Below are 24003 nucleotides of genomic sequence, written 5' to 3' on the forward strand. Positions count from 1 at the left end.
GTGTCACTTTCGCTTTGGCAGCAGTGTCTTGCCCGATTGCAGGATGAGTTACCAGCCACAGAATTCAGTATGTGGATACGCCCATTGCAGGCGGAACTGAGCGATAACACGCTGGCCCTGTACGCGCCAAACCGTTTTGTCCTCGATTGGGTACGGGACAAGTACCTTAATAATATCAATGGACTGCTAACCAGTTTCTGCGGAGCGGATGCCCCACAGCTGCGTTTTGAAGTGGGCACAAAGCCCGTAACACAAACACTGAAAGCTGCAGCCAGCAATACAGTTGCACCTGCTCAGGCAGCTCAGGTGCAGCCGCAACGTGTTGCGCCTTCTACGCGTTCCGGTTGGGATAACGTCCCGGCTCCGGCAGAACCGACCTATCGTTCTAACGTAAACGTCAAACACACGTTTGATAACTTCGTTGAAGGTAAATCTAACCAACTGGCGCGCGCGGCGGCTCGTCAGGTGGCTGATAACCCTGGCGGTGCCTATAACCCGTTGTTCCTTTATGGCGGCACGGGTCTGGGTAAAACTCACCTGCTGCATGCGGTGGGTAACGGCATTATGGCGCGTAAGCCGAATGCCAAAGTGGTTTATATGCACTCCGAGCGCTTTGTTCAGGACATGGTTAAAGCCCTGCAAAACAACGCGATCGAAGAGTTTAAACGCTACTACCGTTCCGTAGATGCACTGCTGATCGACGATATTCAGTTTTTTGCTAATAAAGAACGATCTCAGGAAGAGTTTTTCCACACCTTCAACGCCCTGTTGGAAGGTAACCAGCAGATCATTCTCACCTCGGATCGCTATCCGAAAGAGATCAACGGCGTTGAGGATCGTCTGAAATCCCGCTTCGGTTGGGGACTGACTGTGGCGATCGAACCGCCAGAGTTAGAAACCCGCGTGGCGATCCTGATGAAAAAGGCCGACGAAAACGACATTCGTTTGCCGGGCGAAGTGGCGTTCTTTATCGCCAAGCGTCTACGCTCTAACGTACGTGAGCTGGAAGGGGCGTTGAACCGCGTCATTGCTAACGCCAACTTTACCGGACGGGCGATCACCATCGACTTCGTGCGTGAGGCGCTGCGCGACTTGCTGGCATTGCAGGAAAAACTGGTCACCATCGACAATATTCAGAAGACGGTGGCAGAGTACTACAAGATCAAAGTTGCGGATCTCCTTTCCAAGCGTCGATCCCGCTCGGTGGCGCGTCCGCGCCAGATGGCGATGGCGCTGGCGAAAGAGTTGACTAACCACAGTCTGCCGGAGATTGGCGATGCGTTTGGTGGTCGTGACCACACAACGGTGCTTCATGCTTGCCGGAAGATCGAGCAGTTGCGTGAAGAGAGCCACGATATCAAAGAAGATTTTTCAAATTTAATCAGAACATTGTCATCGTAAACCTATGAAATTTACCGTAGAACGTGAGCATTTATTAAAACCGCTACAACAGGTGAGCGGTCCGTTAGGTGGTCGTCCTACGCTACCGATTCTCGGTAATCTGCTGTTACAGGTTGCTGACGGTACGTTGTCGCTGACCGGTACCGATCTCGAGATGGAAATGGTGGCACGTGTTGCGCTGGTTCAGCCGCACGAACCAGGGGCGACGACCGTTCCGGCGCGCAAATTCTTTGATATCTGCCGTGGTCTGCCTGAAGGCGCGGAAATTGCCGTGCAACTGGAAGGTGAGCGGATGCTGGTGCGTTCCGGGCGTAGCCGTTTTTCGCTTTCCACCCTGCCAGCAGCAGATTTCCCGAACCTCGATGACTGGCAGAGCGAAGTCGAATTTACCCTGCCGCAGGCGACGATGAAGCGTCTGATTGAAGCGACTCAGTTTTCGATGGCGCATCAGGATGTTCGCTATTACTTAAACGGTATGCTGTTCGAAACCGAAGGTGAAGAACTGCGCACCGTGGCGACCGACGGTCACCGTCTGGCGGTCTGTTCCATGCCAATTGGTCAGTCTTTGCCAAGCCATTCGGTGATCGTGCCGCGTAAAGGTGTGATTGAACTGATGCGTATGCTCGACGGCGGCGACAATCCGCTGCGCGTGCAAATTGGCAGTAACAATATACGTGCCCACGTCGGCGACTTTATCTTCACTTCCAAACTGGTGGATGGTCGCTTCCCGGATTACCGCCGTGTTCTGCCGAAGAACCCGGACAAACATCTGGAAGCAGGCTGCGATCTGCTCAAGCAAGCGTTTGCCCGTGCGGCGATCCTCTCCAACGAGAAATTCCGCGGCGTGCGTCTGTATGTCAGCGAAAATCAGCTGAAAATCACCGCCAATAACCCGGAACAGGAAGAAGCGGAAGAGATCCTCGACGTTACCTATAGCGGTGCGGAGATGGAAATTGGCTTCAACGTCAGCTATGTGCTGGATGTTCTGAACGCGCTGAAATGCGAAAACGTGCGCATGATGCTGACCGATTCGGTTTCCAGTGTGCAGATTGAAGATGCCGCATCACAGTCGGCTGCCTATGTTGTCATGCCAATGAGACTGTAATGTCCCTCACCCGCTTGTTGATCCGCGATTTCCGCAACATTGAAACCGCGGATCTCGCTTTATCTCCCGGCTTTAACTTTCTGGTAGGTGCCAACGGCAGTGGCAAAACCAGCGTGCTGGAAGCCATCTATACGCTCGGCCACGGTCGGGCGTTTCGCAGTTTGCAGATTGGCCGTGTTATTCGCCACGAGCAGGAGGCGTTTATTCTCCATGGGCGTTTACAGGGCGAAGAGCGCGAGACGGCGATTGGCCTAACCAAAGATAAACAGGGCGACAGCAAAGTCCGCATCGACGGTACTGACGGGCATAAGGTCGCCGAGCTGGCGCACCTGATGCCGATGCAACTGATAACGCCAGAAGGGTTTACTTTACTCAACGGCGGCCCCAAATACAGAAGAGCTTTCCTCGACTGGGGATGCTTTCACAACGAACCCGGATTTTTCACCGCCTGGAGCAATCTCAAGCGATTACTCAAGCAGCGCAATGCGGCACTGCGCCAGGTGACTCGTTATGAACAGCTACGCCCGTGGGACAAAGAACTGATCCCGCTGGCAGAACAAATCAGTACCTGGCGCGCGGAGTACAGCGCCGGTATCGCCGCTGATATGGCCGATACCTGTAAGCAATTTCTCCCGGAGTTTACTCTGACTTTCTCTTTTCAGCGCGGCTGGGAGAAAGAGACAGAATATGCTGAGGTGCTGGAACGTAATTTTGAACGCGATCGCCAGTTAACCTACACCGCGCACGGTCCGCATAAAGCGGACTTACGCATTCGCGCCGACGGTGCGCCGGTGGAAGATACCTTATCGCGTGGGCAGCTTAAGCTGTTGATGTGCGCCTTACGTCTGGCGCAAGGAGAGTTCCTCACCCGTGAAAGCGGGCGGCGGTGTCTCTACCTGATAGATGATTTTGCCTCTGAGCTTGATGATGAGCGTCGCGGACTGCTTGCCAGCCGCTTAAAAGCGACGCAATCACAGGTCTTTGTCAGCGCGATCAGTGCTGAACACGTAATAGACATGTCGGACGAAAATTCGAAGATGTTTACCGTGGAAAAGGGTAAAATAACGGATTAACCCAAGAATAAATGAGCGAGAAACGTTGATGTCGAATTCTTATGACTCCTCCAGTATCAAAGTCCTCAAAGGGCTGGATGCGGTGCGTAAGCGCCCGGGTATGTATATCGGCGACACGGATGACGGCACCGGTCTGCACCACATGGTATTCGAGGTGGTAGATAACGCTATCGACGAAGCGCTCGCGGGTCACTGTAAAGAAATTATCGTCACCATTCACGCCGATAACTCTGTCTCTGTACAGGATGACGGGCGCGGCATTCCGACCGGTATTCACCCGGAAGAGGGCGTATCGGCGGCGGAAGTGATCATGACCGTCCTGCACGCAGGCGGTAAATTTGACGATAACTCCTATAAAGTGTCCGGCGGTCTGCACGGCGTTGGTGTTTCGGTAGTAAACGCCCTGTCGCAAAAACTGGAGCTGGTTATCCAGCGCGAGGGTAAAATTCACCGTCAGATCTACGAACACGGTGTACCGCAGGCTCCGCTGGCGGTTACCGGCGAGACTGAAAAAACCGGCACCATGGTGCGTTTCTGGCCAAGCCTCGAAACCTTCACCAATGTGACCGAATTCGAATATGACATTCTGGCGAAACGCCTGCGTGAGTTGTCGTTCCTCAACTCTGGCGTTTCCATTCGTCTGCGCGACAAGCGCGACGGCAAAGAAGACCACTTCCACTATGAAGGCGGTATCAAGGCGTTCGTTGAATATCTGAACAAAAACAAAACGCCGATCCACCCGAATATCTTCTACTTCTCCACCGAAAAAGACGGTATCGGCGTTGAAGTTGCATTGCAGTGGAATGATGGCTTCCAGGAAAACATCTACTGCTTTACCAACAACATTCCGCAGCGTGATGGCGGTACTCACCTGGCAGGCTTCCGTGCGGCGATGACCCGTACTCTGAACGCCTACATGGATAAAGAAGGCTACAGCAAAAAAGCCAAAGTCAGCGCCACCGGTGACGATGCGCGTGAAGGCCTGATTGCCGTCGTTTCCGTAAAAGTGCCGGACCCGAAATTCTCCTCTCAGACCAAAGACAAACTGGTTTCTTCTGAGGTGAAATCGGCGGTTGAACAGCAGATGAACGAACTGCTGGCAGAATACCTGCTGGAAAACCCAACCGACGCGAAAATCGTAGTCGGCAAAATTATCGATGCTGCTCGTGCCCGTGAAGCTGCGCGTCGCGCTCGTGAAATGACCCGTCGTAAAGGTGCGCTGGATTTAGCGGGCCTGCCGGGTAAACTGGCGGACTGTCAGGAACGCGACCCGGCGCTCTCTGAACTGTACCTTGTGGAAGGGGACTCCGCGGGCGGCTCTGCGAAGCAGGGGCGTAACCGCAAGAACCAGGCGATTCTGCCGCTGAAGGGTAAAATCCTCAACGTCGAGAAAGCGCGCTTCGATAAGATGCTCTCTTCCCAGGAAGTGGCGACGCTGATCACCGCGCTTGGTTGTGGTATCGGTCGTGACGAGTACAACCCGGACAAACTGCGTTACCACAGCATCATCATCATGACCGATGCGGACGTCGACGGCTCGCACATTCGTACGCTGCTGTTGACCTTCTTCTATCGTCAGATGCCGGAAATCGTTGAACGCGGTCACGTCTACATCGCTCAGCCGCCGCTGTACAAAGTGAAGAAAGGCAAGCAGGAACAGTACATTAAAGACGACGAAGCGATGGATCAATACCAGATCTCTATCGCGCTGGATGGTGCAACGCTGCATACCAACGCCAGTGCACCGGCATTGGCTGGCGAAGCGTTAGAGAAACTGGTGTCTGAGTACAACGCGACGCAGAAAATGATCAACCGCATGGAGCGTCGTTATCCGAAAGCAATGCTGAAAGAGCTTATCTATCAGCCGACGCTGACGGAAGCCGACCTCTCTGATGAGCAGACCGTTACCCGTTGGGTGAACGCGTTGGTCAGCGAACTGAACGACAAAGAACAGCACGGCAGCCAGTGGAAGTTTGATGTCCACACCAATGCTGATCAAAACCTGTTTGAACCGATTGTTCGCGTGCGTACCCACGGTGTGGATACTGACTATCCGCTGGATCACGAGTTTATCACCGGCGGCGAATATCGTCGTATCTGCACGCTGGGCGAGAAATTGCGTGGTCTGCTGGAAGAAGATGCGTTTATCGAACGTGGTGAGCGTCGTCAGCCGGTAGCCAGCTTCGAGCAGGCGCTGGACTGGCTGGTGAAAGAGTCCCGTCGCGGCCTCTCCATCCAGCGTTATAAAGGTCTGGGCGAGATGAACCCGGAACAGCTGTGGGAAACCACCATGGACCCGGAAAGCCGTCGTATGCTGCGCGTTACCGTTAAAGATGCGATTGCTGCCGATCAGTTGTTCACCACGCTGATGGGCGACGCCGTTGAACCGCGCCGTGCGTTTATCGAAGAGAATGCCCTGAAAGCGGCGAATATCGATATTTAATGGCGTTAACAATGCGAGCGTGCATGATGCGCTACGCTTATCAGGCCTACGAGACTCCTGCAATATTTTGAATTTGCATGATTTTGTAGGCCGGATCAGACGTTAACGCCGCATTCGGCAAGAAGCTATAAGAAAAGGGCGGAGATCATCTCCGCCCTTTTTATTTCTGCAATCCGTAATTATCATTCCGCAGATCTATACTTTTTGAGTCAACACGTAACGCTTTACAGGTGATTATCATGGGGCTTTTTGATGATGTTGTCGGCGCCTTTCTGAAAGGCGATGCGGGGAAATATCAGGCTATTTTGAGTTGGGTTGAGGAACAGGGCGGCATTCAGGTGCTGTTGGAAAAACTGCAAAGTGGCGGCTTAGGTGCCATTCTCTCAACCTGGTTGAGTAATCAACAGGGCAATCAGCCGGTGAGTGGCGAGCAACTGGAGTCGGCGCTCGGCACAAATGCGGTGTCCGATCTCGGGCAAAAACTGGGTGTAGATACCAGTACGGCTTCCAGCTTGCTGGCAGAGCAACTGCCAAAGATTATTGATGCTCTCTCACCGCAGGGTGAAGTGTCACCACAAGCCAATAACGATCTGCTTTCCGCAGGCATGGAACTGCTGAAAGGGAAACTCTTCCGCTAAGCAAAAGGGGAGCATGCAACGCGCGTTGCATCCCCCTTTTCCCTCGGGTGTTGTACTGATTTTTGAGCGGAATCGCGTTAGCATGGGTCAGGAACCAATCTACCTGGGGAACTCATGGCTATCAAACTCATTGCTATCGATATGGATGGCACCCTTCTGCTGCCCGATCACACCATTTCACCCGCTGTTAAAAACGCGATTGCCGCAGCTCGCGCCCGTGGCGTGAATGTCGTGCTAACGACGGGTCGCCCTTATGCAGGTGTTCACAACTACCTGAAAGAGCTGCATATGGAACAGCCGGGCGATTACTGCATTACTTATAACGGCGCGCTGGTACAGAAGGCCGCCGATGGTAGCACCGTGGCGCAAACCGCTCTGAGCTATGAAGACTACCGTTTCCTGGAAAAACTCTCTCGCGAAGTCGGTTCTCATTTCCACGCCCTGGACCGCACCACGCTGTACACCGCCAACCGTGATATCAGCTACTACACGGTGCATGAATCTTTCGTTGCCACTATTCCGCTGGTGTTCTGCGAAGCGGAGAAAATGGACCCCAATACTCAGTTCCTGAAAGTGATGATGATTGATGAACCCGCCATCCTCGACCAGGCCATTGCGCGTATTCCGCAGGAAGTGAAAGAAAAATACACTGTGCTGAAAAGTGCGCCGTACTTCCTCGAAATCCTCGATAAACGCGTTAACAAAGGTACGGGTGTGAAATCACTGGCCGACGTGTTAGGCATTAAGCCGGAAGAAGTCATGGCGATTGGCGATCAGGAAAACGACATCGCAATGATTGAATATGCAGGTGTTGGTGTGGCAATGGATAACGCTATTCCTTCGGTGAAAGAAGTGGCGAACTTTGTCACCAAATCCAACCTGGAAGATGGCGTGGCGTTTGCTATTGAGAAGTATGTGCTGAATTAATCAGTGGGCGGGCAAACTACATAAATGCGTTTGCCCGCAGCGATTAACAATTTCTGGTCGTGCATAAAATCAGGAACTGGAGTGGTGACGTTACTATATCCAGCGTAAGAGTGACTGGTAGCAGCGCATTAGCGAGGCCGCGCGGAACGCCATCAGTTGCTTTGTACTTATAAAATCCCACCGTAAAGGGTTGATGGAAAACCATCACGTTTGAGTAATCCGCTTTTTTATTTTTCTGGTGGATAGAGCCTTTCAGGCCGTCAAGTGCCCAGGTACAACGCTGGGTATTACAAATAAAACCATATTGTGTCGCCAGTGCTTTATCTTCCTCATTATCCCAGTCGTAATAGAGCATTATTGAACCAGAAAAATTAGTATCACTGCTGCTTAAAATAAATTTCGCGTTATCGGAAACGGTGATTCTTTCGCCATGAATTGCCGGATCGTTCAGCATTTTAACCACCTCGCCGCCGCCCGTGGTCAACAGATAGTCCAACGATTCACCAACAAAAACATAGCCTTTCGTACCGTTACTATCCTCTGCCAGCGATAACCCCTTAATCGAGTCTGACCGCCATTGCTCGGCATGTGGCGGACTTGCGGTATTGAAAAGCAGTCCTGCGGTTAGACATCCGGTCAACGCAAATGCCAAAGAACACAAACCGGCAGCCTTAAAAAATCCCTTAAAATTCAACTTCATGACTAATCCTTTAAACGAGTAGCTAAGCCGTTGAAAGCATACTCTTCTTTCCCTCCTGTTTAGCGCCTGATATCCCTTTTCAGATTTCTGCCCGACGCATGTCATTTTTTTATGCATTGTTCTTTTTGTGATCTAAATTGTAGTACAACAATATAACTTTGTACTACATTACGCATACGGCAAACGCGAACGTCATCACGCTGGTACTACAAAATTGCCGCGTTATGCATCGATCGGGGTAAAGTAGAGAAGTACATACAGAGCACAAGGACTCTCCATGACTCTCAATAAAACCGATCGCATAGTCATTACGCTGGGTAAACAGATCGTTCACGGCAAATACGTGCCAGGCTCGCCGCTTCCGGCCGAAGCGGAACTTTGTGAGGAGTTTGCAACCTCGCGCAACATCATCCGTGAGGTGTTTCGTTCGCTGATGGCGAAGCGGCTGATTGAAATGAAACGTTATCGCGGGGCGTTTGTGGCACCGCGTAACCAGTGGAATTACCTCGACACTGACGTACTGCAATGGGTGCTGGAAAACGACTACGACCCACGGCTTATCAGTGCAATGAGCGAAGTGCGAAATCTGGTGGAACCGGCGATTGCCCGTTGGGCGGCAGAGCGCGCGACTTCCAGCGATCTGGCGCAGATTGAATCAGCGCTGAACGAGATGATCGCCAACAATCAGGACCGCGAAGCGTTTAACGAAGCGGATATTCGCTATCACGAGGCGGTACTGCAATCAGTGCATAACCCGGTGTTACAGCAACTTAGCATTGCGATTAGTTCATTACAGCGGGCGGTTTTTGAACGAACCTGGATGGGCGATGAGGCCAACATGCCGCAAACGCTCCAGGAACATAAGGCGCTGTTTGATGCGATACGGCATCAGGACGGCGATGCGGCAGAGCAGGCGGCGCTTACCATGATCGCCAGCTCGACACGAAGGTTAAAGGAAATCACATGACAGCTCGCTACATCGCAATTGACTGGGGATCGACCAATCTGCGCGCCTGGCTTTATCAGGGCGACCACTGCCTGGACAGCAGGCAATCAGAAGCAGGCGTTACGCGTCTGAACGGAAAATCTCCGGCTGCGGTGTTAGCAGAAGTGACGACCGACTGGCGTGAAGAGAATACGCCAGTGGTGATGGCAGGAATGGTTGGCAGCAATGTCGGCTGGAAAGTTGCGCCGTATTTATCTGTTCCTGCCCGTTTTTCGTCTATTGGCGAACAATTAACGTCTGTTGGCGACAATATCTGGATTATTCCCGGATTATGCGTTTCTCATGATGATAACCACAATGTGATGCGCGGCGAAGAAACACAATTGATCGGTGCGCGTGCTCTGGCTCCTTCCTCTCTTTATGTCATGCCCGGTACGCATTGCAAATGGGTGCAGGCCGATAGCCAGCAAATCAACGATTTTCGCACCGTGATGACCGGTGAATTACATCATTTACTGTTAAATCACTCATTGATTGGCGCAGGTTTACCGCCGCAGGAAAACTCTGCCGATGCCTTCGCGGCTGGCCTTGAGCGTGGTCTCAATGCGCCCGCCATATTGCCGCAGCTTTTTGAAGTTCGTGCCTCGCATGTGCTGGGAACACTTCCCCGTGAACAGGTCAGCGAATTTCTCTCTGGATTGTTGATTGGCGCAGAGGTCGCCAGTATGCGCGACTACGTGGCCCATCAACACGCCATCACCCTTGTCGCCGGAACATCGCTGACTGCACGCTACCAGCAAGCCTTTCAGTCGATGGGTTGCGAGGTGACGGCGGTGGCGGGCGACACGGCATTTCAGGCTGGTATAAGGAGCATCGCTCATGCAGTGGCAAACTAAACTCCCGCTGATCGCCATTTTGCGCGGTATTACGCCCGACGAGGCGCTGGCGCATGTTGGCGCGGTGATTGACGCTGGGTTCGACGCGGTTGAAATCCCTCTGAATTCCCCACAATGGGAACAAAGCATTCCCGCCATCGTTGATGCGTATGGCGACAAGGCGTTGATTGGCGCAGGTACGGTACTGAAACCTGAACAGGTCGATGCGCTCGCCAGGATGGGCTGCCAGCTCATCGTTACGCCCAATATCCATAGTGAAGTGATCCGCCGCGCGGTGGGCTATGGCATGACCGTTTGCCCCGGCTGCGCGACGGCGACAGAAGCCTTTACCGCGATCGACGCGGGCGCGCAGGCGCTGAAAATATTCCCGTCATCGGCTTTTGGGCCGCAATACATCAAAGCGTTAAAAGCGGTATTACCGCAGGACATCCCGGTCTTTGCCGTAGGCGGTGTGACGCCAGAAAACCTGGCGCAGTGGATAGACGCAGGTTGTGCAGGGGCGGGCTTAGGCAGCGATCTCTATCGCGCCGGGCAATCAGTAGAACGCACCGTGCAGCAGGCAGCAGCATTTGTTAAGGCGTATCGAGAGGCAGTGCAATGAAAATCACCAACATTACTACGTATCGTTTACCTCCCCGCTGGATGTTCCTGAAAATTGAAACTGATGAAGGCGTGGTCGGTTGGGGCGAGCCCGTGATCGAAGGCCGCGCCCGCACGGTGGAAGCGGCAGTTCACGAGCTGGGTGACTATTTGATTGGTCAGGATCCATCGCGCATCAATGACTTATGGCAAGTGATGTATCGCGCCGGATTTTATCGTGGCGGTCCGATTCTGATGAGCGCCATCGCCGGGATCGACCAGGCGTTATGGGATATCAAAGGTAAAGTGCTGAATGCGCCGGTCTGGCAATTGATGGGTGGCCTGGTTCGCGACAAAATTAAAGCCTACAGTTGGGTCGGTGGCGATCGTCCGGCGGATGTTATCGACGGCATTAAAACGCTACGCGAAATCGGCTTCGATACCTTCAAACTGAACGGTTGTGAAGAACTGGGATTGATTGATAACTCCCGCGCGGTAGATGCGGCGGTCAACACCGTGGCACAAATTCGTGAAGCTTTTGGCAATCAGATTGAGTTTGGTCTTGATTTCCACGGTCGCGTCAGCGCGCCGATGGCGAAAGTGCTGATTAAAGAACTGGAACCGTATCGCCCTCTGTTTATTGAAGAACCGGTGCTGGCGGAACAAGCCGAATACTACCCGAAACTGGCGGCACAAACGCATATTCCACTGGCGGCGGGTGAGCGCATGTTCTCACGCTTCGATTTTAAACGCGTGCTGGAAGCTGGCGGTATTTCGATTCTGCAACCGGATCTCTCCCACGCAGGCGGTATTACCGAATGCTACAAAATTGCCGGAATGGCGGAAGCCTATGACGTGACCCTTGCGCCGCACTGTCCGCTCGGCCCGATTGCACTGGCGGCTTGCCTGCATATCGACTTTGTTTCCTATAACGCGGTACTTCAGGAACAAAGTATGGGCATTCACTACAACAAAGGCGCGGAGTTACTCGACTTTGTGAAAAATAAAGAAGACTTCAGCATGGTCGGCGGCTTCTTTAAACCATTAACGAAACCGGGCTTAGGCGTGGAAATCGACGAAGCCAAAGTCATTGAGTTCAGTAAAAATGCCCCGGACTGGCGTAATCCGCTCTGGCGTCATGAAGATAACAGCGTAGCAGAGTGGTAATTCCTGCCACGTAAGCCCCTCATCGGGCACTAAAACAGCAATACAAAAATATAACCCTCTGTACATTACAGGGCATGGTGAGCGGCTTCGCTATGCCCAAAATCTGGAGAAAGCTCGCTATGGATATTCCCGTTAATGCAGCAAAACCGGGGCGTCGGCGTTATCTGACGCTGGTGATGATCTTTATTACGGTGGTCATTTGTTATGTTGACCGCGCTAACCTGGCCGTGGCTTCCGCCCATATTCAGGAAGAGTTCGGCATTACCAAAGCGCAAATGGGCTATGTATTTTCGGCCTTCGCCTGGCTTTATACCTTATGTCAGATCCCCGGCGGTTGGTTTTTAGATCGCGTAGGTTCTCGCGTGACTTATTTTATTGCGATATTTGGCTGGTCAGTGGCGACGTTATTCCAGGGCTTTGCCACGGGCTTAATGTCATTAATTGGTCTGCGTGCGATAACCGGTATTTTCGAAGCGCCCGCGTTCCCGACCAATAACCGGATGGTGACCAGCTGGTTCCCGGAACATGAACGCGCTTCTGCCGTGGGTTTTTATACGTCTGGTCAGTTTGTCGGTCTGGCGTTTCTGACTCCGCTGCTGATCTGGATTCAGGAAATGTTGAGCTGGCACTGGGTGTTCATTGTCACCGGCGGTATCGGCATTATCTGGTCGCTGATTTGGTTTAAGGTTTATCAGCCGCCGCGCCTGACCAAAGGCATTAGCAAAGCTGAACTGGATTACATTCGTGACGGCGGCGGTCTGGTGGATGGCGATGCGCCAGTGAAAAAAGAGTCGCGTCAGCCGCTAACAGCCAAAGACTGGAAACTGGTGTTCCATCGTAAACTGATCGGCGTCTATCTTGGGCAATTTGCGGTGGCTTCTACACTGTGGTTCTTCTTAACCTGGTTCCCGAACTATTTAACCCAGGAAAAAGGAATCACAGCGCTGAAAGCGGGCTTTATGACCACGGTGCCATTCCTTGCGGCGTTTGTTGGCGTCCTGCTCTCAGGCTGGGTCGCGGATCTGCTGGTACGTAAGGGCTTTTCACTGGGCTTTGCGCGTAAAACGCCGATTATCTGCGGTTTGCTGATCTCCACCTGCATTATGGGTGCTAACTACACCAACGATCCGATGATGATTATGTGCCTGATGGCGCTGGCATTCTTCGGCAACGGTTTTGCTTCGATTACCTGGTCGTTAGTCTCTTCTCTGGCACCGATGCGGCTGATTGGTTTAACCGGCGGCGTGTTTAACTTCGCCGGTGGTCTGGGCGGCATCACCGTTCCGCTGGTGGTAGGGTACCTGGCGCAGGGTTACGGTTTCGCGCCTGCACTGGTTTATATCTCCGCCGTCGCGTTGATTGGCGCGCTCTCTTACATCCTGCTGGTGGGCGATGTGAAGCGCGTTGGATAATCTTTAAACTGTGGAATATGCGCCACACCACTGCGCATAATCCACTTTCGTAAAGCCGGTGCGGTCAGGCATTGGCTTTTTACTATTTTGCCGAAGAGTTTTAAACGCAGTTTGCGGGTGGCGCGCCAGTAGGCGGCGTTGCTCTTCTCCGGTTGTTTGAGTAACACCGAACGCAGAATCTCTGCGCTATCCAGCGCATAGCTAATCCCCTCCAGTGAGCTGGCGCTGATAAATCCCGCCGCTTCACCAATCAGAAAGGCGTTGTCCTTACCGCAGACAAAATCCTGCCAGCGTGAGGGAAACAGCACCGTGCATTTTTCGCTTTTTACCGCCTTACCAAACTGGAACTGAAAGGCGCTCATTTTGTCTTTCAGCGACGCGAAACGCGCCTGGCCGTCTTTCATTGGATAGGCACCGCCAAAGATAAAATAACCGTCTTTGCTGATACTCCATGAATAACAGTCAGTTATCGCATTATCAAAGATGCAGGAGTAGAACGGCACCGGATGTTTCTCTGCGAACCACTGCTGGATAGCAACATATTTACGAATCTGATGATCCGGGTAGAGATGTCGCCGCACCATCGAGTTTGCACCATCGGCACCGACCAGATAGCGGGCGGTAATGTGTTGCTCCCAGCCGTCTGCGCGAAAAATGACATGCCATTTATCATCCTCGCGCCAGATTTTCCGGCACAGGCTGTCGTGGTAAACCTCAACGCTGGTGGGAATGAGCGATTTCATCCATAAGTCGAAAGCATGGCGATTAATATTGATATAGCTTCGCTGGTAGTTACGTGTAAGCGATGCGGCGACGTCGACGGTTTTGACGCTGAAAATCTGCGGATTGGCGATCACATCGACAGGAAGCGTTAGTCCATCGCGAATAAAAGATCGCTGCGCGTCCGGTGCCAGCAGACCGCCACAAGGCTTGCTGAAACCTTCAGTACCATGCTGGTGCTTTTTATCCAGCGCGATCACCTGCATTTTGCTGGCTAACTTTCGCGCCAACGCCGAACCTGCCGGGCCGAGGCCAATAATCGCCACGTCGAAATGTTCCATCTTTTCACTCACATTCATCACGATGGCAAAAGACTATTGTCTGAAAGTGAAGTCCTTGTGAAGTATGATGGCGAGAACCGTTTTGTATCAGGACCGCGCCATGAAACAGATAACCTTTGCTCCCCGTAATCACCTGCTCACCAATACCAATACCTGGACGCCCGACAGCCAGTGGCTGGTATTTGACGTGCGTCCTTCTGGGGCGTCGTTTACCGGTGAGACCATTGAGCGCGTGAATATCCATACCGGCGAGGTCGAGGTTATCTACCGTGCGTCACAGGGCGCACACGTCGGCGTGGTGACCGTTCATCCGAAGTCAGAGAAATATGTCTTTATTCACGGCCCTGAAAATCCTGATGAAACATGGCATTACGACTTCCATCATCGACGCGGCGTGATTGCTGAAAGCGGCAAGGTGAGCAATCTCGATGCAATGGATATTACCGCGCCGTATACGCCAGGAGCGCTGCGTGGCGGCAGCCATGTACATGTCTTTAGCCCGAACGGTGAAATGGTGAGCTTTACCTATAACGACCATGTAATGCATGAACGCGATCCGGCGCTGGATTTGCGAAATGTCGGTGTTGCTGCACCGTTTGGCCCGGTCAACGTACAAAAGCAGCATCCGCGTGAATACAGCGGTAGCCACTGGTGCGTACTGGTGAGTAAAACAACGCCCACGCCGCAGCCTGGCAGTAATGAAATCAATCGTGCTTATGAAGAAGGATGGGTAGGAAATCACGCGCTGGCGTTTATTGGCGACACACTTTCGCCAAAGGGCGAGAAAGTGCCGGAGCTGTTTATCGTTGAGTTACCGCAAGATGAAGCTGGCTGGAAAGCAGCAGGTGATGCGCCGTTAAGTGGAACGGAAACAACCCTGCCCGCGCCACCGCGTGGCGTCGTGCAGCGACGTTTAACCTTTACCCACCATCGGGCTTATCCGGGGTTAGTCAACGTCCCGCGCCACTGGGTGCGCTGTAATCCGCAGGGTACGCAAATCGCGTTTTTAATGCGTGATGATAACGGCATTGTGCAACTGTGGCTTATCTCGCCACAGGGCGGCGAGCCGCGCCAGTTAACCCATAACAAAACGGATATTCAGTCTGCATTTAACTGGCATCCGTCAGGAGAATGGTTGGGCTTTGTGCTGGATAATCGAATTGCTTGCGCCCATGCGCAAAGCGGCGAGGTTGAGTATTTAACCGAAAACCACGCCAATCCACCTTCTGCGGACGCCGTGGTCTTCTCGCCGGATGGTCGATGGCTGGCGTGGATGGAAGGCGGCCAGCTGTGGATCACCGAAACTGATCGCTAAATCAGTTATCAGGCATTCTGGCCGGTGGAATAACCGCATTGGTGGCTTGCGCGTTGGCTTCGCTTTTTTCAACGCGTGAGCGCACCGAGCTGTCTTTGCGGAACACATCCCACGGCAGTAAAAGCGTGTCCATCACAGCGGTAAACGGCATATCGAGGATCGCCAACGACTTAGTGCCCCAGTTGGTTTCATCGTCGCCAATCATGGTGGCGCTGGCGCGGGTGCCGGGATACGTTCCTTCTTTTCCCCCGGTATGGGACATCACGCTGGAGCATCCTCCGAGTAATGTCATTCCGCTGCATATCATGAACGCTAACAACACATTTCTTATCATAATAAATTCATCTGTTGATCGTGGGTGTTGGCCTGATGAGTTATAGCGATCCCTTGCTGAAAATAACATCATCATTACGTCGCACTGTGGCGGCTATCGCACTTTAACGTTTCGTGCTGCCCCCTCAGTCTATGCAATAGACCATAAACTGCAAAAAAAAGTCCGCTGATAAGGCTTGAAAAGTTCATTTCCAGACCCATTTTTACATCGTAGCCGATGAGGACGCGCCTGATGGGTGTTCTGGCTACCTGACCTGTCCATTGTGGAAGGTCTTACATTCTCGCTGATTTCAGGAGCTATTGATTATGCGTAACTTTGATTTATCCCCGCTTTACCGTTCTGCTATTGGATTTGACCGTTTGTTTAACCACTTAGAAAACAACCAGAGCCAGAGTAATGGCGGCTACCCTCCGTATAACGTTGAACTGGTAGACGAAAACCATTACCGCATTGCTATCGCTGTGGCTGGTTTTGCTGAGAGCGAACTGGAGATTACCGCCCAGGATAATCTGTTGGTGGTGAAAGGTGCTCATGCCGACGAACAAAAAGAGCGCACCTATCTGTACCAGGGCATCGCTGAACGCAACTTTGAACGTAAATTCCAGTTAGCTGAGAACATTCATGTTCGTGGCGCTAACCTGGTGAATGGTCTGCTGTATATCGATCTCGAACGCGTGATTCCGGAAGCGAAAAAACCGCGCCGTATCGAAATCAACTAATTCCCTAAGGCCGCCTGGCGCGGCCTGACATCTCCATGCTCGCCGTCAGGGAGCATATGCGAATCTTCGGATTTGCAGGTACTTACTCGCTTCTTAGAAGGAGAAATGACTATGCGTAACTTCGATTTATCCCCACTGATGCGTCAATGGATCGGTTTTGACAAACTGGCCAACGCACTGCAAAACGCCGGTGAAAGCCAGAGCTTCCCGCCGTACAACATTGAAAAAAGCGACGATAACCACTACCGCATTACCCTTGCGCTGGCAGGTTTTCGTCAGGAAGATTTAGAGATTCAACTGGAAGGTACGCGCCTGAGCGTAAAAGGCACGCCGGAGCAGCCAAAAGAAGAGAAGAAATGGCTGCATCAAGGGCTTATGAATCAGCCGTTTAGCCTGAGTTTTACGCTGGCTGAAAATATGGAAGTCTCTGGCGCAACCTTCGTAAACGGTTTACTGCATATTGATTTAATTCGTAATGAGCCTGAACCCATCGCAGCGCAGCGTATCGCTATCAGCGAACGTCCCGCGTTAAATAGCTAACTAGCTATTCTCTTTGCCCCACCATTCTGGTGGGGCTTTTTTTGTCTTTCTTCTTCAACAATGCGTTAATTTTCGCCTGTTTAAGATATTTCGGCACGTTCTTTCCCGTGATAATGTGCGCTATAAGGCAAATCTGCTTCACCGATTCAGCCATAATCCGTAGCAATTAAAATGTTATCTCAAGAGAAATGGACGATGAGTGATATAGCATTAACGGTCAGTATTCTGGCTTTGGTGGCAGTCGTCGGTTTGTTTATCGGCAACGTCAAATTTCGCGGCATAGGATTAGGTATTGGCGGCGTGCTGTTTGGTGGGATCATCGTCGGCCATTTTGTTTCTCAGGCGGGGATGACATTAAGTAGCGATATGCTGCATGTTATTCAGGAATTTGGCCTGATCCTGTTCGTTTATACTATCGGGATTCAGGTGGGGCCGGGCTTCTTTGCCTCATTGCGCGTCTCCGGATTACGCCTCAACTTGTTTGCTGTTCTGATTGTCATCATCGGTGGTCTGGTTACCGCCATCCTGCATAAGCTGTTTGATATTCCACTGCCGGTCGTGCTGGGGATTTTCTCCGGTGCGGTAACCAATACGCCAGCACTGGGGGCAGGGCAGCAGATCTTGCGCGACCTGGGTACACCAATGGAAATGGTCGATCAGATGGGGATGAGTTACGCGATGGCGTATCCATTCGGCATTTGCGGGATCTTGTTCACCATGTGGATGTTGCGGGTTATTTTCCGCGTCAATGTCGAGACAGAAGCCCAGCAGCACGAGTCTTCACGCACCAATGGCGGCGCGCTGATCAGGACTATCAATATTCGCGTTGAGAACCCTAACCTGCATGATTTAGCCATTAAAGATGTACCGATTCTCAACGGGGACAAAATTATCTGTTCGCGTCTGAAACGAGAAGAAACCCTAAAAGTACCTTCGCCTGATACCATTATCCAACTGGGCGATTTGCTGCATCTGGTGGGGCAGCCAGCGGATTTACATAATGCGCAACTGGTGATTGGTCAGGAGGTCGATACCTCGCTGTCCACGAAAGGCACTGATTTACGCGTCGAGCGTGTGGTGGTCACCAATGAAAACGTGCTTGGTAAGCGTATTCGCGATCTGCACTTTAAAGAACGCTATGACGTTGTTATCTCGCGTCTGAACCGTGCCGGGGTCGAACTGGTCGCCAGTGGTGATATCAGCCTGCAGTTCGGCGATATCCTCAACCTGGTGGGGCGTCCGTCCGCAATTGATGCCGTTGCTAATGTGCTGGGGAATGCGCAGCAGAAACTGCAACAGGTTCAGATGCTGCCGGTGTTTATTGGTATCGGGCTTGGCGTATTGTTAGGTTCTATTCCCGTCTTTGTGCCGGGATTCCCGGCGGCGTTGAAACTGGGACTGGCGGGCGGTCCGCTGATTATGGCGTTGATCCTCGGGCGTATCGGCAGTATCGGTAAGCTGTACTGGTTTATGCCGCCAAGCGCCAACCTCGCGCTGCGGGAGCTGGGGATCGTACTGTTCCTCTCGGTAGTGGGGCTGAAATCTGGTGGGGATTTTGTAAATACCCTGGTCAATGGCGAAGGGCTAAGCTGGATTGGATATGGTGCCCTGATCACCGCCGTTCCGCTGATTACTGTTGGTATTCTGGCGCGGATGTTAGCCAAAATGAATTACCTGACCATGTGCGGGATGCTGGCTGGCTCCATGACCGATCCTCCGGCGCTGGCATTTGCTAATAATCTTCATCCAACCAGCGGTGCGGCGGCACTCTCTTATGCCACTGTCTATCCGTTAGTGATGTTCCTGCGCATTATCACCCCACAATTACTGGCGGTGCTCTTTTGGAGTATCGGTTAACTCTTTTCCGGGTGGAGTCGCCGTAAATGGTACTCCACCTGGTATTCACTGGCATTTCTGAACATCACTGAATAATTCAAAAACTCACCGCTCTCACTATATGACAACGAGGTGATCCGCAGCAGTGGTGTGTGTTCCGCTACCTTCATTTGCCGCGCCAGCAGTCTATCGGCGAGAACCGGCGTCAGGCTTTCATAATTACCGCCAATAAGAATCCCGCACTCTTGTTCAATATATTCAAACTTCGACCCTTCCAGATGTTGCAGCGAAAGGTTGCGGAACAGTTTTACCGGCATATAGCTATCTTCCAGCATCAGCGGTTTCCCTTCCACAAAACGAACGCGACGGGAGAAATAGATCTGCTCGTTGATTTGAATCCGTAATTGGCTGGCAATGGCCGGAGGCGCAGGCATGATTTCAAATATTAGCACCTGGCTGGTGACTGTTTTCCCCTGGCGTTTTAACACCTCCACCAGCCCGGTCAGGCTGGCAGTTTGATGCAGTACATCTTTGCGCACCAGATAAGTACCGCTGCCGTGGCGGCGGACCACCAACCCCCACGCCACCAGCAGGTCAATGGCTTTACGGATGGTCATCCGTGATACCGCAAACTCTTCCGCCAGCTTTTTTTCACCAGGAAGAAGACTGTTTAGCGTGAAATCCGCGGAGTTAAGTCGAATTCTTAACCGCTCCGCAATGCTTTTGTAGATCATCTCTAGATCTCTTTTTTGCCTGCAAGCCCGGGTAATGCGCCCACAAGTTCTGCTTAATCGATTGAAAAAACATCTTTTTTTTAAAGATGTGTTCGATGCTGTGTACCCGTGTTCACAGATGTCTACTTTTTTGCGAAAACGTAGATCTCTACCGCCCAACGAAAAGCATGAAAGCGATCACGAATCCCACTGGGTCGTCATGTTCTGCCGATAGCATCTTCCTATCCTCGCTCCAGGCCTGCCGCATAACCAATCAGGCTTCCTACTTACAGAATTGAGAAAAGAGGATGTGGAAATGCTCAGTCAAATTCAACGCTTTGGCGGCGCGATGTTCACGCCAGTGCTGCTGTTTCCCTTCGCCGGGATTGTGGTGGGTCTTGCCATTTTGCTGCAAAACCCGATGTTTGTCGGGGAATCACTGACCGATCCGAACAGTTTATTCGCGCAAATCGTACACATCATTGAAGAGGGCGGTTGGACGGTATTCCGTAATATGCCGCTGATTTTTGCTGTCGGTTTACCCATTGGCCTTGCTAAGCAAGCGCAGGGGCGTGCTTGTCTGGCGGTGATGGTGAGTTTCCTGACCTGGAACTATTTCATCAACGCGATGGGAATGACCTGGGGAAGCTACTTCGGCGTCGATTTCTCTCAGGACGCAGTGGCAGGTAGCGGGCTGACCATGATGGCCGGAATTAAAACCCTCGATACCAGCATTATCGGCGCGATTATCATTTCTGGCATTGTGACGGCGCTGCATAACCGTCTGTTCGATAAAAAACTGCCGGTTTTTCTCGGCATTTTTCAGGGGACATCTTATGTGGTGATTATCGCCTTCCTGGTGATGATCCCATGCGCGTGGCTGACATTGCTCGGCTGGCCAAAAGTACAAATGGGGATTGAATCTCTGCAAGCGTTCCTGCGTTCGGCGGGTGCGCTTGGGGTCTGGGTTTACACCTTCCTCGAACGCATTCTGATCCCAACCGGTTTACACCACTTCATCTACGGACCGTTTATCTTTGGTCCGGCAGCTGTTGAAGGCGGCATTCAGATGTACTGGGCGCAGCATCTGCAAGAGTTCAGTTTGAGCGCCGAGCCGCTGAAATCGTTGTTCCCGGAAGGCGGTTTTGCCCTGCACGGTAACTCAAAAATCTTTGGTGCCGTGGGCATTTCTTTAGCGATGTACTTCACCGCTGCACCGGAAAATCGGGTAAAAGTGGCGGGCTTGCTGATCCCCGCAACCTTAACCGCCATGCTGGTGGGAATTACCGAACCGCTGGAATTTACCTTCCTGTTCATTTCACCGTTGCTGTTTGCGGTACATGCCGTGCTGGCAGCTTCAATGTCGACTGTGATGTATCTCTTTGGTGTGGTGGGCAACATGGGCGGTGGTCTGATAGACCAGGTTTTACCGCAAAACTGGATCCCGATGTTCAGCAACCACGCGGATATGATGCTGACCCAAATCGCCATTGGGTTGTGCTTTACCCTGCTGTACTTCGTGGTTTTCCGCACCCTGATTCTGCAATTCAACATGTGCACGCCGGGACGTGAAGATGCGGAGGTGAAGCTCTACTCGAAAGCCGAATACAAAGCCTCGCGAGGCCAAACTACCGCTGCAGAGCCCAAAAAAGAGCTGGAGCAGGCTGCCGGCATCCTGCAAGCCCTGGGCGGGGTGGGCAATATATCCAGCATCAACAATTGCGCGACGCGTCTACGTATTGCACTGCATGACATGTCACAAACGCTGGATGACGAAGTCTTTAAAAAGCTGGGAGCGCATGGCGTCTTCCGTAGTGGTGATGCCATTCAGGTGATCATTGGTTTGCATGTTTCCCAGCTGCGTGAACAGCTCGATAGCTTAATTAATTCTCATCAATTAGCAGAAAAAGTTGCCATTACGGAGGCAGTATAATGACCAAATTCTCAGTGGTTGTCGCAGGCGGTGGAAGCACCTTTACGCCAGGCATCGTGTTGATGTTATTGGCGAATCAGGATCGTTTCCCGCTTCGCGCACTGAAATTTTATGATAACGATGGCGCACGGCAGGAAGTGATTGCCGAAGCCTGTAAAGTTATTCTTAAAGAGAAAGCGCCGGACATTGAGTTTAGCTACACCACCGATCCTGAAGTGGCGTTCAGCGACGTTGATTTTGTCATGGCGCACATTCGTGTCGGCAAATATCCGATGCGCGAACTGGATGAAAAAATACCGCTGCGCCACGGCGTTGTCGGTCAGGAAACTTGCGGACCCGGCGGAATAGCGTACGGCATGCGATCTATCGGTGGCGTCCTGGAACTGGTGGATTATATGGAAAAATATTCACCAAATGCCTGGATGCTCAACTACTCCAACCCGGCAGCAATTGTGGCAGAAGCCACACGTCGTCTGCGCCCGAACGCGAAAATCCTCAACATCTGTGACATGCCAATCGGTATTGAAAGTCGGATGGCGCAAATTGTTGGGCTGCAAGATCGCAAACAGATGCGCGTGCGCTACTACGGTCTGAACCACTTTGGCTGGTGGACATCAATTGAAGATTTGCAAGGCAACGACCTGATGCCCCAGCTGCGGCAATATGTCTCTAAGCACGGTTATGTTCCACCGCAGCAAGATACGCATACCGAAGCGAGCTGGAACGACACCTATGCAAAAGCGCGGGATGTACAGGCACTGGACCCGGATACATTGCCGAACACCTATCTGAAATATTATCTCTTCCCGGATTATGTCGTTCAGCATTCCAACCCTGAACATACCCGCGCGAATGAGGTGATGGAACATCGCGAGAAACAGGTTTTCGATGCTTGCCGCGCCATTACGGCGGCAGGAAATTCAGCGGCGGGCAAGCTGGAAATTGACGAACATGCGTCATACATCGTCGATCTGGCGGCGGCAATTGCCTTCAACACTCAGGAGCGGATGTTGCTGATTGTGCCTAACAACGGGGCAATTCATAACTTTGATGATGAAGCGATGGTCGAGATCCCGTGTCTGGTCGGGCACAACGGACCAGAACCACTGGTGGTCGGCGATATCCCGCAGTTTCAGAAAGGGTTAATGAGTCAGCAAGTGGCGGTGGAAAAACTGGTCGTGGACGCCTGGGAACAGCGTTCATATCAGCACCTGTGGCAGGCGATTACGTTGTCGAAAACGGTACCGAGCGCCGCGGTCGCCAAAGCTATTCTGGATGAGTTGCTGGAGGCCAACAAAGCGTACTGGCCAGAGTTACGTTAATTGTGTGGACTGGCATCCGTTGGGTGCTGGTCCGTATTCTTTAGCACAGCTGACGGCGCATAACCAAATTTATGTTTAAAGGCTTTGCTGAAATGAAAGGAGTCGAAGAAGTTGAGTGTATCAGCGACTTCGCCAACCGAGTTCCCTTGTTGCTTTAATAGCGATAGCGCCAGATCCAGACGCGCATCGAGGTAATATTCTTTGGGCGTCTTGCCGGTATAGCGTAAAAACAGACGACGCAACCAGGCTTCGCTACAGGGGATCGTGGCAGCCATATCGGCTACGCTCCAGCGTTGTTGCAGACTGGCATGTAAAGTGGCAATTAGTTTTTCAATTTGCCGCCGTTGTGGATCTTTTTTACCGTCTGAGTACATAAGACAAATCCACTGATAAATAATTTTCGTCAGAAAAGCGACTGCCAGATTATTTTTTATTGCTTCTGGTGAAGTAATTAATTCAGCAACTTCGGTGAGTTCCTGATTATAAACTTCACCATTATAAATAACGCTTTGCTGACCGACGGGAATATCCATCATACTGGTGGGGGTAAATTCCATCCAGTACTGTTCCCAGACTAAACCTTCACAGTGATAAGAGTGAATATCCATTGGCTTTAAAAATATAATACAGTTGCCATGCAGTGTTATTTGTTCACCATTCTTTAAAATAATTTTCCCACATCCTTGTACGGTATACACCGCAACCCATGAGTTGGCGATAAGCGGTTTCTTCTTGTCCCGCGGCCAGATCACCCGATAATGCTCGTCGGCGTAGGTATGCCAGAGCGAGATCAGAGAAATTCCGCTGGAGATCACATTTTCGTTAATCAATAAGGGAATATTGTACGGAGTTTCGTTTTTTACATCCGAACTTTGCAATTTTCCATTCATTTTAATATCCCTCCGGCGAATTATGCTCACAACCTGAACTTAACAGAAAACAA

22 protein-coding genes and 1 other annotated feature are annotated in these 24003 nt (G+C 51.8%); of the genes, 17 read left to right on the plus strand and 5 right to left on the minus strand.

Annotated elements, in window-relative coordinates; all coding sequences use genetic code 11:
- The 6 genes from dnaA (at window position 1) to yidA (ending at window position 7587) form a co-directional block, all read left to right on the plus strand.
- On the plus strand, window positions 1-1401 hold the full coding sequence (gene dnaA / locus AABJ99_RS00005; protein ID WP_039020321.1) for a chromosomal replication initiator protein DnaA: 1401 nt from the start codon (window positions 1-3) through the stop codon (window positions 1399-1401).
- Between the two features lie 4 nt (window positions 1402-1405).
- Window positions 1406-2506 (plus strand): DNA polymerase III subunit beta, encoded by a 1101-nt coding sequence (gene dnaN / locus AABJ99_RS00010; RefSeq protein WP_000673464.1) that lies wholly within the window; start codon window positions 1406-1408, stop codon window positions 2504-2506.
- Entirely contained in the window at window positions 2506-3579 is a 1074-nt protein-coding gene (recF, locus tag AABJ99_RS00015) for a DNA replication/repair protein RecF (RefSeq protein ID WP_000060098.1), read from the plus strand. Before dnaN ends, recF begins: the two co-directional genes overlap by 1 nt.
- Window positions 3580-3607: 28 nt before the next feature.
- Window positions 3608-6022 (plus strand): DNA topoisomerase (ATP-hydrolyzing) subunit B, encoded by a 2415-nt coding sequence (gene gyrB / locus AABJ99_RS00020; RefSeq protein ID WP_001353554.1) that lies wholly within the window; start codon window positions 3608-3610, stop codon window positions 6020-6022.
- A 239-nt stretch (window positions 6023-6261) separates the two neighbouring features.
- On the plus strand, window positions 6262-6660 hold the full coding sequence (gene yidB, locus AABJ99_RS00025; protein WP_001318139.1) for a YidB family protein: 399 nt from the start codon (window positions 6262-6264) through the stop codon (window positions 6658-6660).
- A gap of 114 nt (window positions 6661-6774) precedes the next feature.
- Window positions 6775-7587: a sugar-phosphatase gene (gene yidA, locus AABJ99_RS00030; RefSeq protein ID WP_000985560.1), complete on the plus strand. Its 813-nt coding sequence runs from the start codon at window positions 6775-6777 to the stop codon at window positions 7585-7587.
- Between the two features lie 43 nt (window positions 7588-7630).
- Here yidA and AABJ99_RS00035 read toward each other — a convergent pair whose 3' ends face one another.
- The gene (locus tag AABJ99_RS00035; RefSeq protein WP_039020320.1) at window positions 7631-8287 is read right to left on the minus strand and encodes a hypothetical protein; all 657 of its coding nucleotides are present in this window, start codon (window positions 8285-8287) and stop codon (window positions 7631-7633) included.
- Window positions 8288-8564: 277 nt separating this feature from the next.
- Here AABJ99_RS00035 and dgoR point away from each other — a divergent pair, with 277 nt between their 5' ends.
- The 5 genes from dgoR (at window position 8565) to dgoT (ending at window position 13287) form a co-directional block, all read left to right on the plus strand.
- Entirely contained in the window at window positions 8565-9254 is a 690-nt protein-coding gene (gene dgoR / locus AABJ99_RS00040; RefSeq protein ID WP_000174305.1) for a D-galactonate utilization transcriptional regulator DgoR, read from the plus strand.
- Entirely contained in the window at window positions 9251-10129 is an 879-nt protein-coding gene (gene dgoK, locus AABJ99_RS00045) for a 2-dehydro-3-deoxygalactonokinase (RefSeq protein ID WP_039020319.1), read from the plus strand. Before dgoR ends, dgoK begins: the two co-directional genes overlap by 4 nt.
- Window positions 10113-10730 (plus strand): 2-dehydro-3-deoxy-6-phosphogalactonate aldolase, encoded by a 618-nt coding sequence (gene dgoA / locus AABJ99_RS00050; RefSeq protein WP_039020318.1) that lies wholly within the window; start codon window positions 10113-10115, stop codon window positions 10728-10730. Before dgoK ends, dgoA begins: the two co-directional genes overlap by 17 nt.
- Window positions 10727-11875: a galactonate dehydratase gene (gene dgoD, locus AABJ99_RS00055; RefSeq protein ID WP_000705257.1), complete on the plus strand. Its 1149-nt coding sequence runs from the start codon at window positions 10727-10729 to the stop codon at window positions 11873-11875. The genes dgoA and dgoD overlap by 4 nt, the downstream gene beginning before the upstream one ends.
- A gap of 74 nt (window positions 11876-11949) precedes the next feature.
- On the plus strand, window positions 11950-13287 hold the full coding sequence (gene dgoT / locus AABJ99_RS00060) for an MFS transporter (RefSeq protein ID WP_162822275.1): 1338 nt from the start codon (window positions 11950-11952) through the stop codon (window positions 13285-13287).
- Here the strand turns inward: dgoT and cbrA are convergent.
- Window positions 13248-14348, minus strand: coding sequence for a colicin M resistance lipid reductase CbrA (gene cbrA, locus AABJ99_RS00065; protein ID WP_039020340.1), 1101 nt, complete (start codon window positions 14346-14348; stop codon window positions 13248-13250). The two genes, dgoT and cbrA, sit on opposite strands and share 40 nt — an antisense overlap.
- Window positions 14349-14448: 100 nt before the next feature.
- On the opposite strand from cbrA, the gene yidR reads away from it, so the two are divergent.
- Window positions 14449-15663 (plus strand): DUF3748 domain-containing protein, encoded by a 1215-nt coding sequence (yidR, locus tag AABJ99_RS00070; RefSeq protein ID WP_039020316.1) that lies wholly within the window; start codon window positions 14449-14451, stop codon window positions 15661-15663.
- Window position 15664: 1 nt separating this feature from the next.
- Here the strand turns inward: yidR and yidQ are convergent, their stop codons facing one another.
- Complete coding sequence (gene yidQ, locus AABJ99_RS00075) at window positions 15665-15997, minus strand: YceK/YidQ family lipoprotein (protein ID WP_000620888.1); 333 nt, start codon at window positions 15995-15997, stop codon at window positions 15665-15667.
- A 239-nt stretch (window positions 15998-16236) separates the two neighbouring features.
- Window positions 16237-16309, plus strand: a sequence feature (ROSE (Repression Of Heat Shock gene Expression) occurs in the 5'-region of heat shock genes and acts as an RNA thermometer to modulate expression.).
- Between yidQ and ibpA the strand changes: the two genes are divergently transcribed.
- From ibpA to yidE, 3 genes are all read left to right on the plus strand, one after another.
- Window positions 16303-16716 carry a small heat shock chaperone IbpA gene (gene ibpA / locus AABJ99_RS00080; RefSeq protein WP_001243437.1) on the plus strand — a complete coding sequence of 138 codons (414 nt, stop codon included), beginning with the start codon at window positions 16303-16305 and terminating at the stop codon, window positions 16714-16716. Its footprint overlaps the feature before it by 7 nt.
- 111 nt (window positions 16717-16827) lie before the next feature.
- The gene (gene ibpB, locus AABJ99_RS00085) at window positions 16828-17256 is read left to right on the plus strand and encodes a small heat shock chaperone IbpB (protein WP_001243431.1); all 429 of its coding nucleotides are present in this window, start codon (window positions 16828-16830) and stop codon (window positions 17254-17256) included.
- Window positions 17257-17451: 195 nt separating this feature from the next.
- Window positions 17452-19113, plus strand: a complete 1662-nt coding sequence (gene yidE / locus AABJ99_RS00090; RefSeq protein ID WP_001279763.1) for a putative transporter — start codon at window positions 17452-17454, stop codon at window positions 19111-19113.
- Here the strand turns inward: yidE and yidP are convergent.
- Window positions 19110-19826 carry a GntR family transcriptional regulator gene (gene yidP / locus AABJ99_RS00095; RefSeq protein WP_001300779.1) on the minus strand — a complete coding sequence of 239 codons (717 nt, stop codon included), beginning with the start codon at window positions 19824-19826 and terminating at the stop codon, window positions 19110-19112. The two genes, yidE and yidP, sit on opposite strands and share 4 nt — an antisense overlap.
- Before the next feature lie 295 nt (window positions 19827-20121).
- Between yidP and AABJ99_RS00100 the strand changes: the two genes are divergently transcribed.
- A complete protein-coding gene (locus AABJ99_RS00100; protein WP_000951108.1) occupies window positions 20122-21738 on the plus strand; it encodes a PTS sugar transporter subunit IIB in 1617 nt (538 codons plus the stop codon).
- Window positions 21738-23060, plus strand: a complete 1323-nt coding sequence (locus tag AABJ99_RS00105) for a 6-phospho-alpha-glucosidase (protein WP_039020315.1) — start codon at window positions 21738-21740, stop codon at window positions 23058-23060. Before AABJ99_RS00100 ends, AABJ99_RS00105 begins: the two co-directional genes overlap by 1 nt.
- Here the strand turns inward: AABJ99_RS00105 and yidL are convergent.
- Window positions 23057-23950, minus strand: a complete 894-nt coding sequence (gene yidL / locus AABJ99_RS00110; RefSeq protein ID WP_001366762.1) for a helix-turn-helix transcriptional regulator — start codon at window positions 23948-23950, stop codon at window positions 23057-23059. The two genes, AABJ99_RS00105 and yidL, sit on opposite strands and share 4 nt — an antisense overlap.
- Window positions 23951-24003 lie beyond the last annotated feature (53 nt).

The organism is Escherichia coli (genome assembly GCF_036503815.1).
GTDB classification, from domain to species: Bacteria; Pseudomonadota; Gammaproteobacteria; order Enterobacterales; family Enterobacteriaceae; genus Escherichia; species Escherichia coli_F.

Bases quoted from the DNA above. Each gene is read 5' to 3' on its own strand.
- recF (WP_000060098.1), top strand. From the start codon at position 2,506: ATGTCCCTCACCCGCTTGTTGATCCGCGATTTCCGCAACATTGAAACC.
- cbrA (WP_039020340.1), bottom strand. From the start codon at position 14,348: ATGGAACATTTCGACGTGGCGATTATTGGCCTCGGCCCGGCAGGTTCG.
- yidL (WP_001366762.1), bottom strand. From the start codon at position 23,950: ATGAATGGAAAATTGCAAAGTTCGGATGTAAAAAACGAAACTCCGTAC.
- ibpB (WP_001243431.1), top strand. From the start codon at position 16,828: ATGCGTAACTTCGATTTATCCCCACTGATGCGTCAATGGATCGGTTTT.
- yidB (WP_001318139.1), top strand. From the start codon at position 6,262: ATGGGGCTTTTTGATGATGTTGTCGGCGCCTTTCTGAAAGGCGATGCG.
- yidE (WP_001279763.1), top strand. From the start codon at position 17,452: ATGAGTGATATAGCATTAACGGTCAGTATTCTGGCTTTGGTGGCAGTC.
- dgoT (WP_162822275.1), top strand. From the start codon at position 11,950: ATGGTGAGCGGCTTCGCTATGCCCAAAATCTGGAGAAAGCTCGCTATG.
- AABJ99_RS00105 (WP_039020315.1), top strand. From the start codon at position 21,738: ATGACCAAATTCTCAGTGGTTGTCGCAGGCGGTGGAAGCACCTTTACG.
- dgoD (WP_000705257.1), top strand. From the start codon at position 10,727: ATGAAAATCACCAACATTACTACGTATCGTTTACCTCCCCGCTGGATG.
- dnaN (WP_000673464.1), top strand. From the start codon at position 1,406: ATGAAATTTACCGTAGAACGTGAGCATTTATTAAAACCGCTACAACAG.
- yidR (WP_039020316.1), top strand. From the start codon at position 14,449: ATGAAACAGATAACCTTTGCTCCCCGTAATCACCTGCTCACCAATACC.
- dgoA (WP_039020318.1), top strand. From the start codon at position 10,113: ATGCAGTGGCAAACTAAACTCCCGCTGATCGCCATTTTGCGCGGTATT.
- yidQ (WP_000620888.1), bottom strand. From the start codon at position 15,997: ATGATAAGAAATGTGTTGTTAGCGTTCATGATATGCAGCGGAATGACA.
- dgoR (WP_000174305.1), top strand. From the start codon at position 8,565: ATGACTCTCAATAAAACCGATCGCATAGTCATTACGCTGGGTAAACAG.
- yidA (WP_000985560.1), top strand. From the start codon at position 6,775: ATGGCTATCAAACTCATTGCTATCGATATGGATGGCACCCTTCTGCTG.
- dgoK (WP_039020319.1), top strand. From the start codon at position 9,251: ATGACAGCTCGCTACATCGCAATTGACTGGGGATCGACCAATCTGCGC.
- ibpA (WP_001243437.1), top strand. From the start codon at position 16,303: ATGCGTAACTTTGATTTATCCCCGCTTTACCGTTCTGCTATTGGATTT.
- AABJ99_RS00035 (WP_039020320.1), bottom strand. From the start codon at position 8,287: ATGAAGTTGAATTTTAAGGGATTTTTTAAGGCTGCCGGTTTGTGTTCT.
- AABJ99_RS00100 (WP_000951108.1), top strand. From the start codon at position 20,122: ATGCTCAGTCAAATTCAACGCTTTGGCGGCGCGATGTTCACGCCAGTG.
- yidP (WP_001300779.1), bottom strand. From the start codon at position 19,826: ATGATCTACAAAAGCATTGCGGAGCGGTTAAGAATTCGACTTAACTCC.
- gyrB (WP_001353554.1), top strand. From the start codon at position 3,608: ATGTCGAATTCTTATGACTCCTCCAGTATCAAAGTCCTCAAAGGGCTG.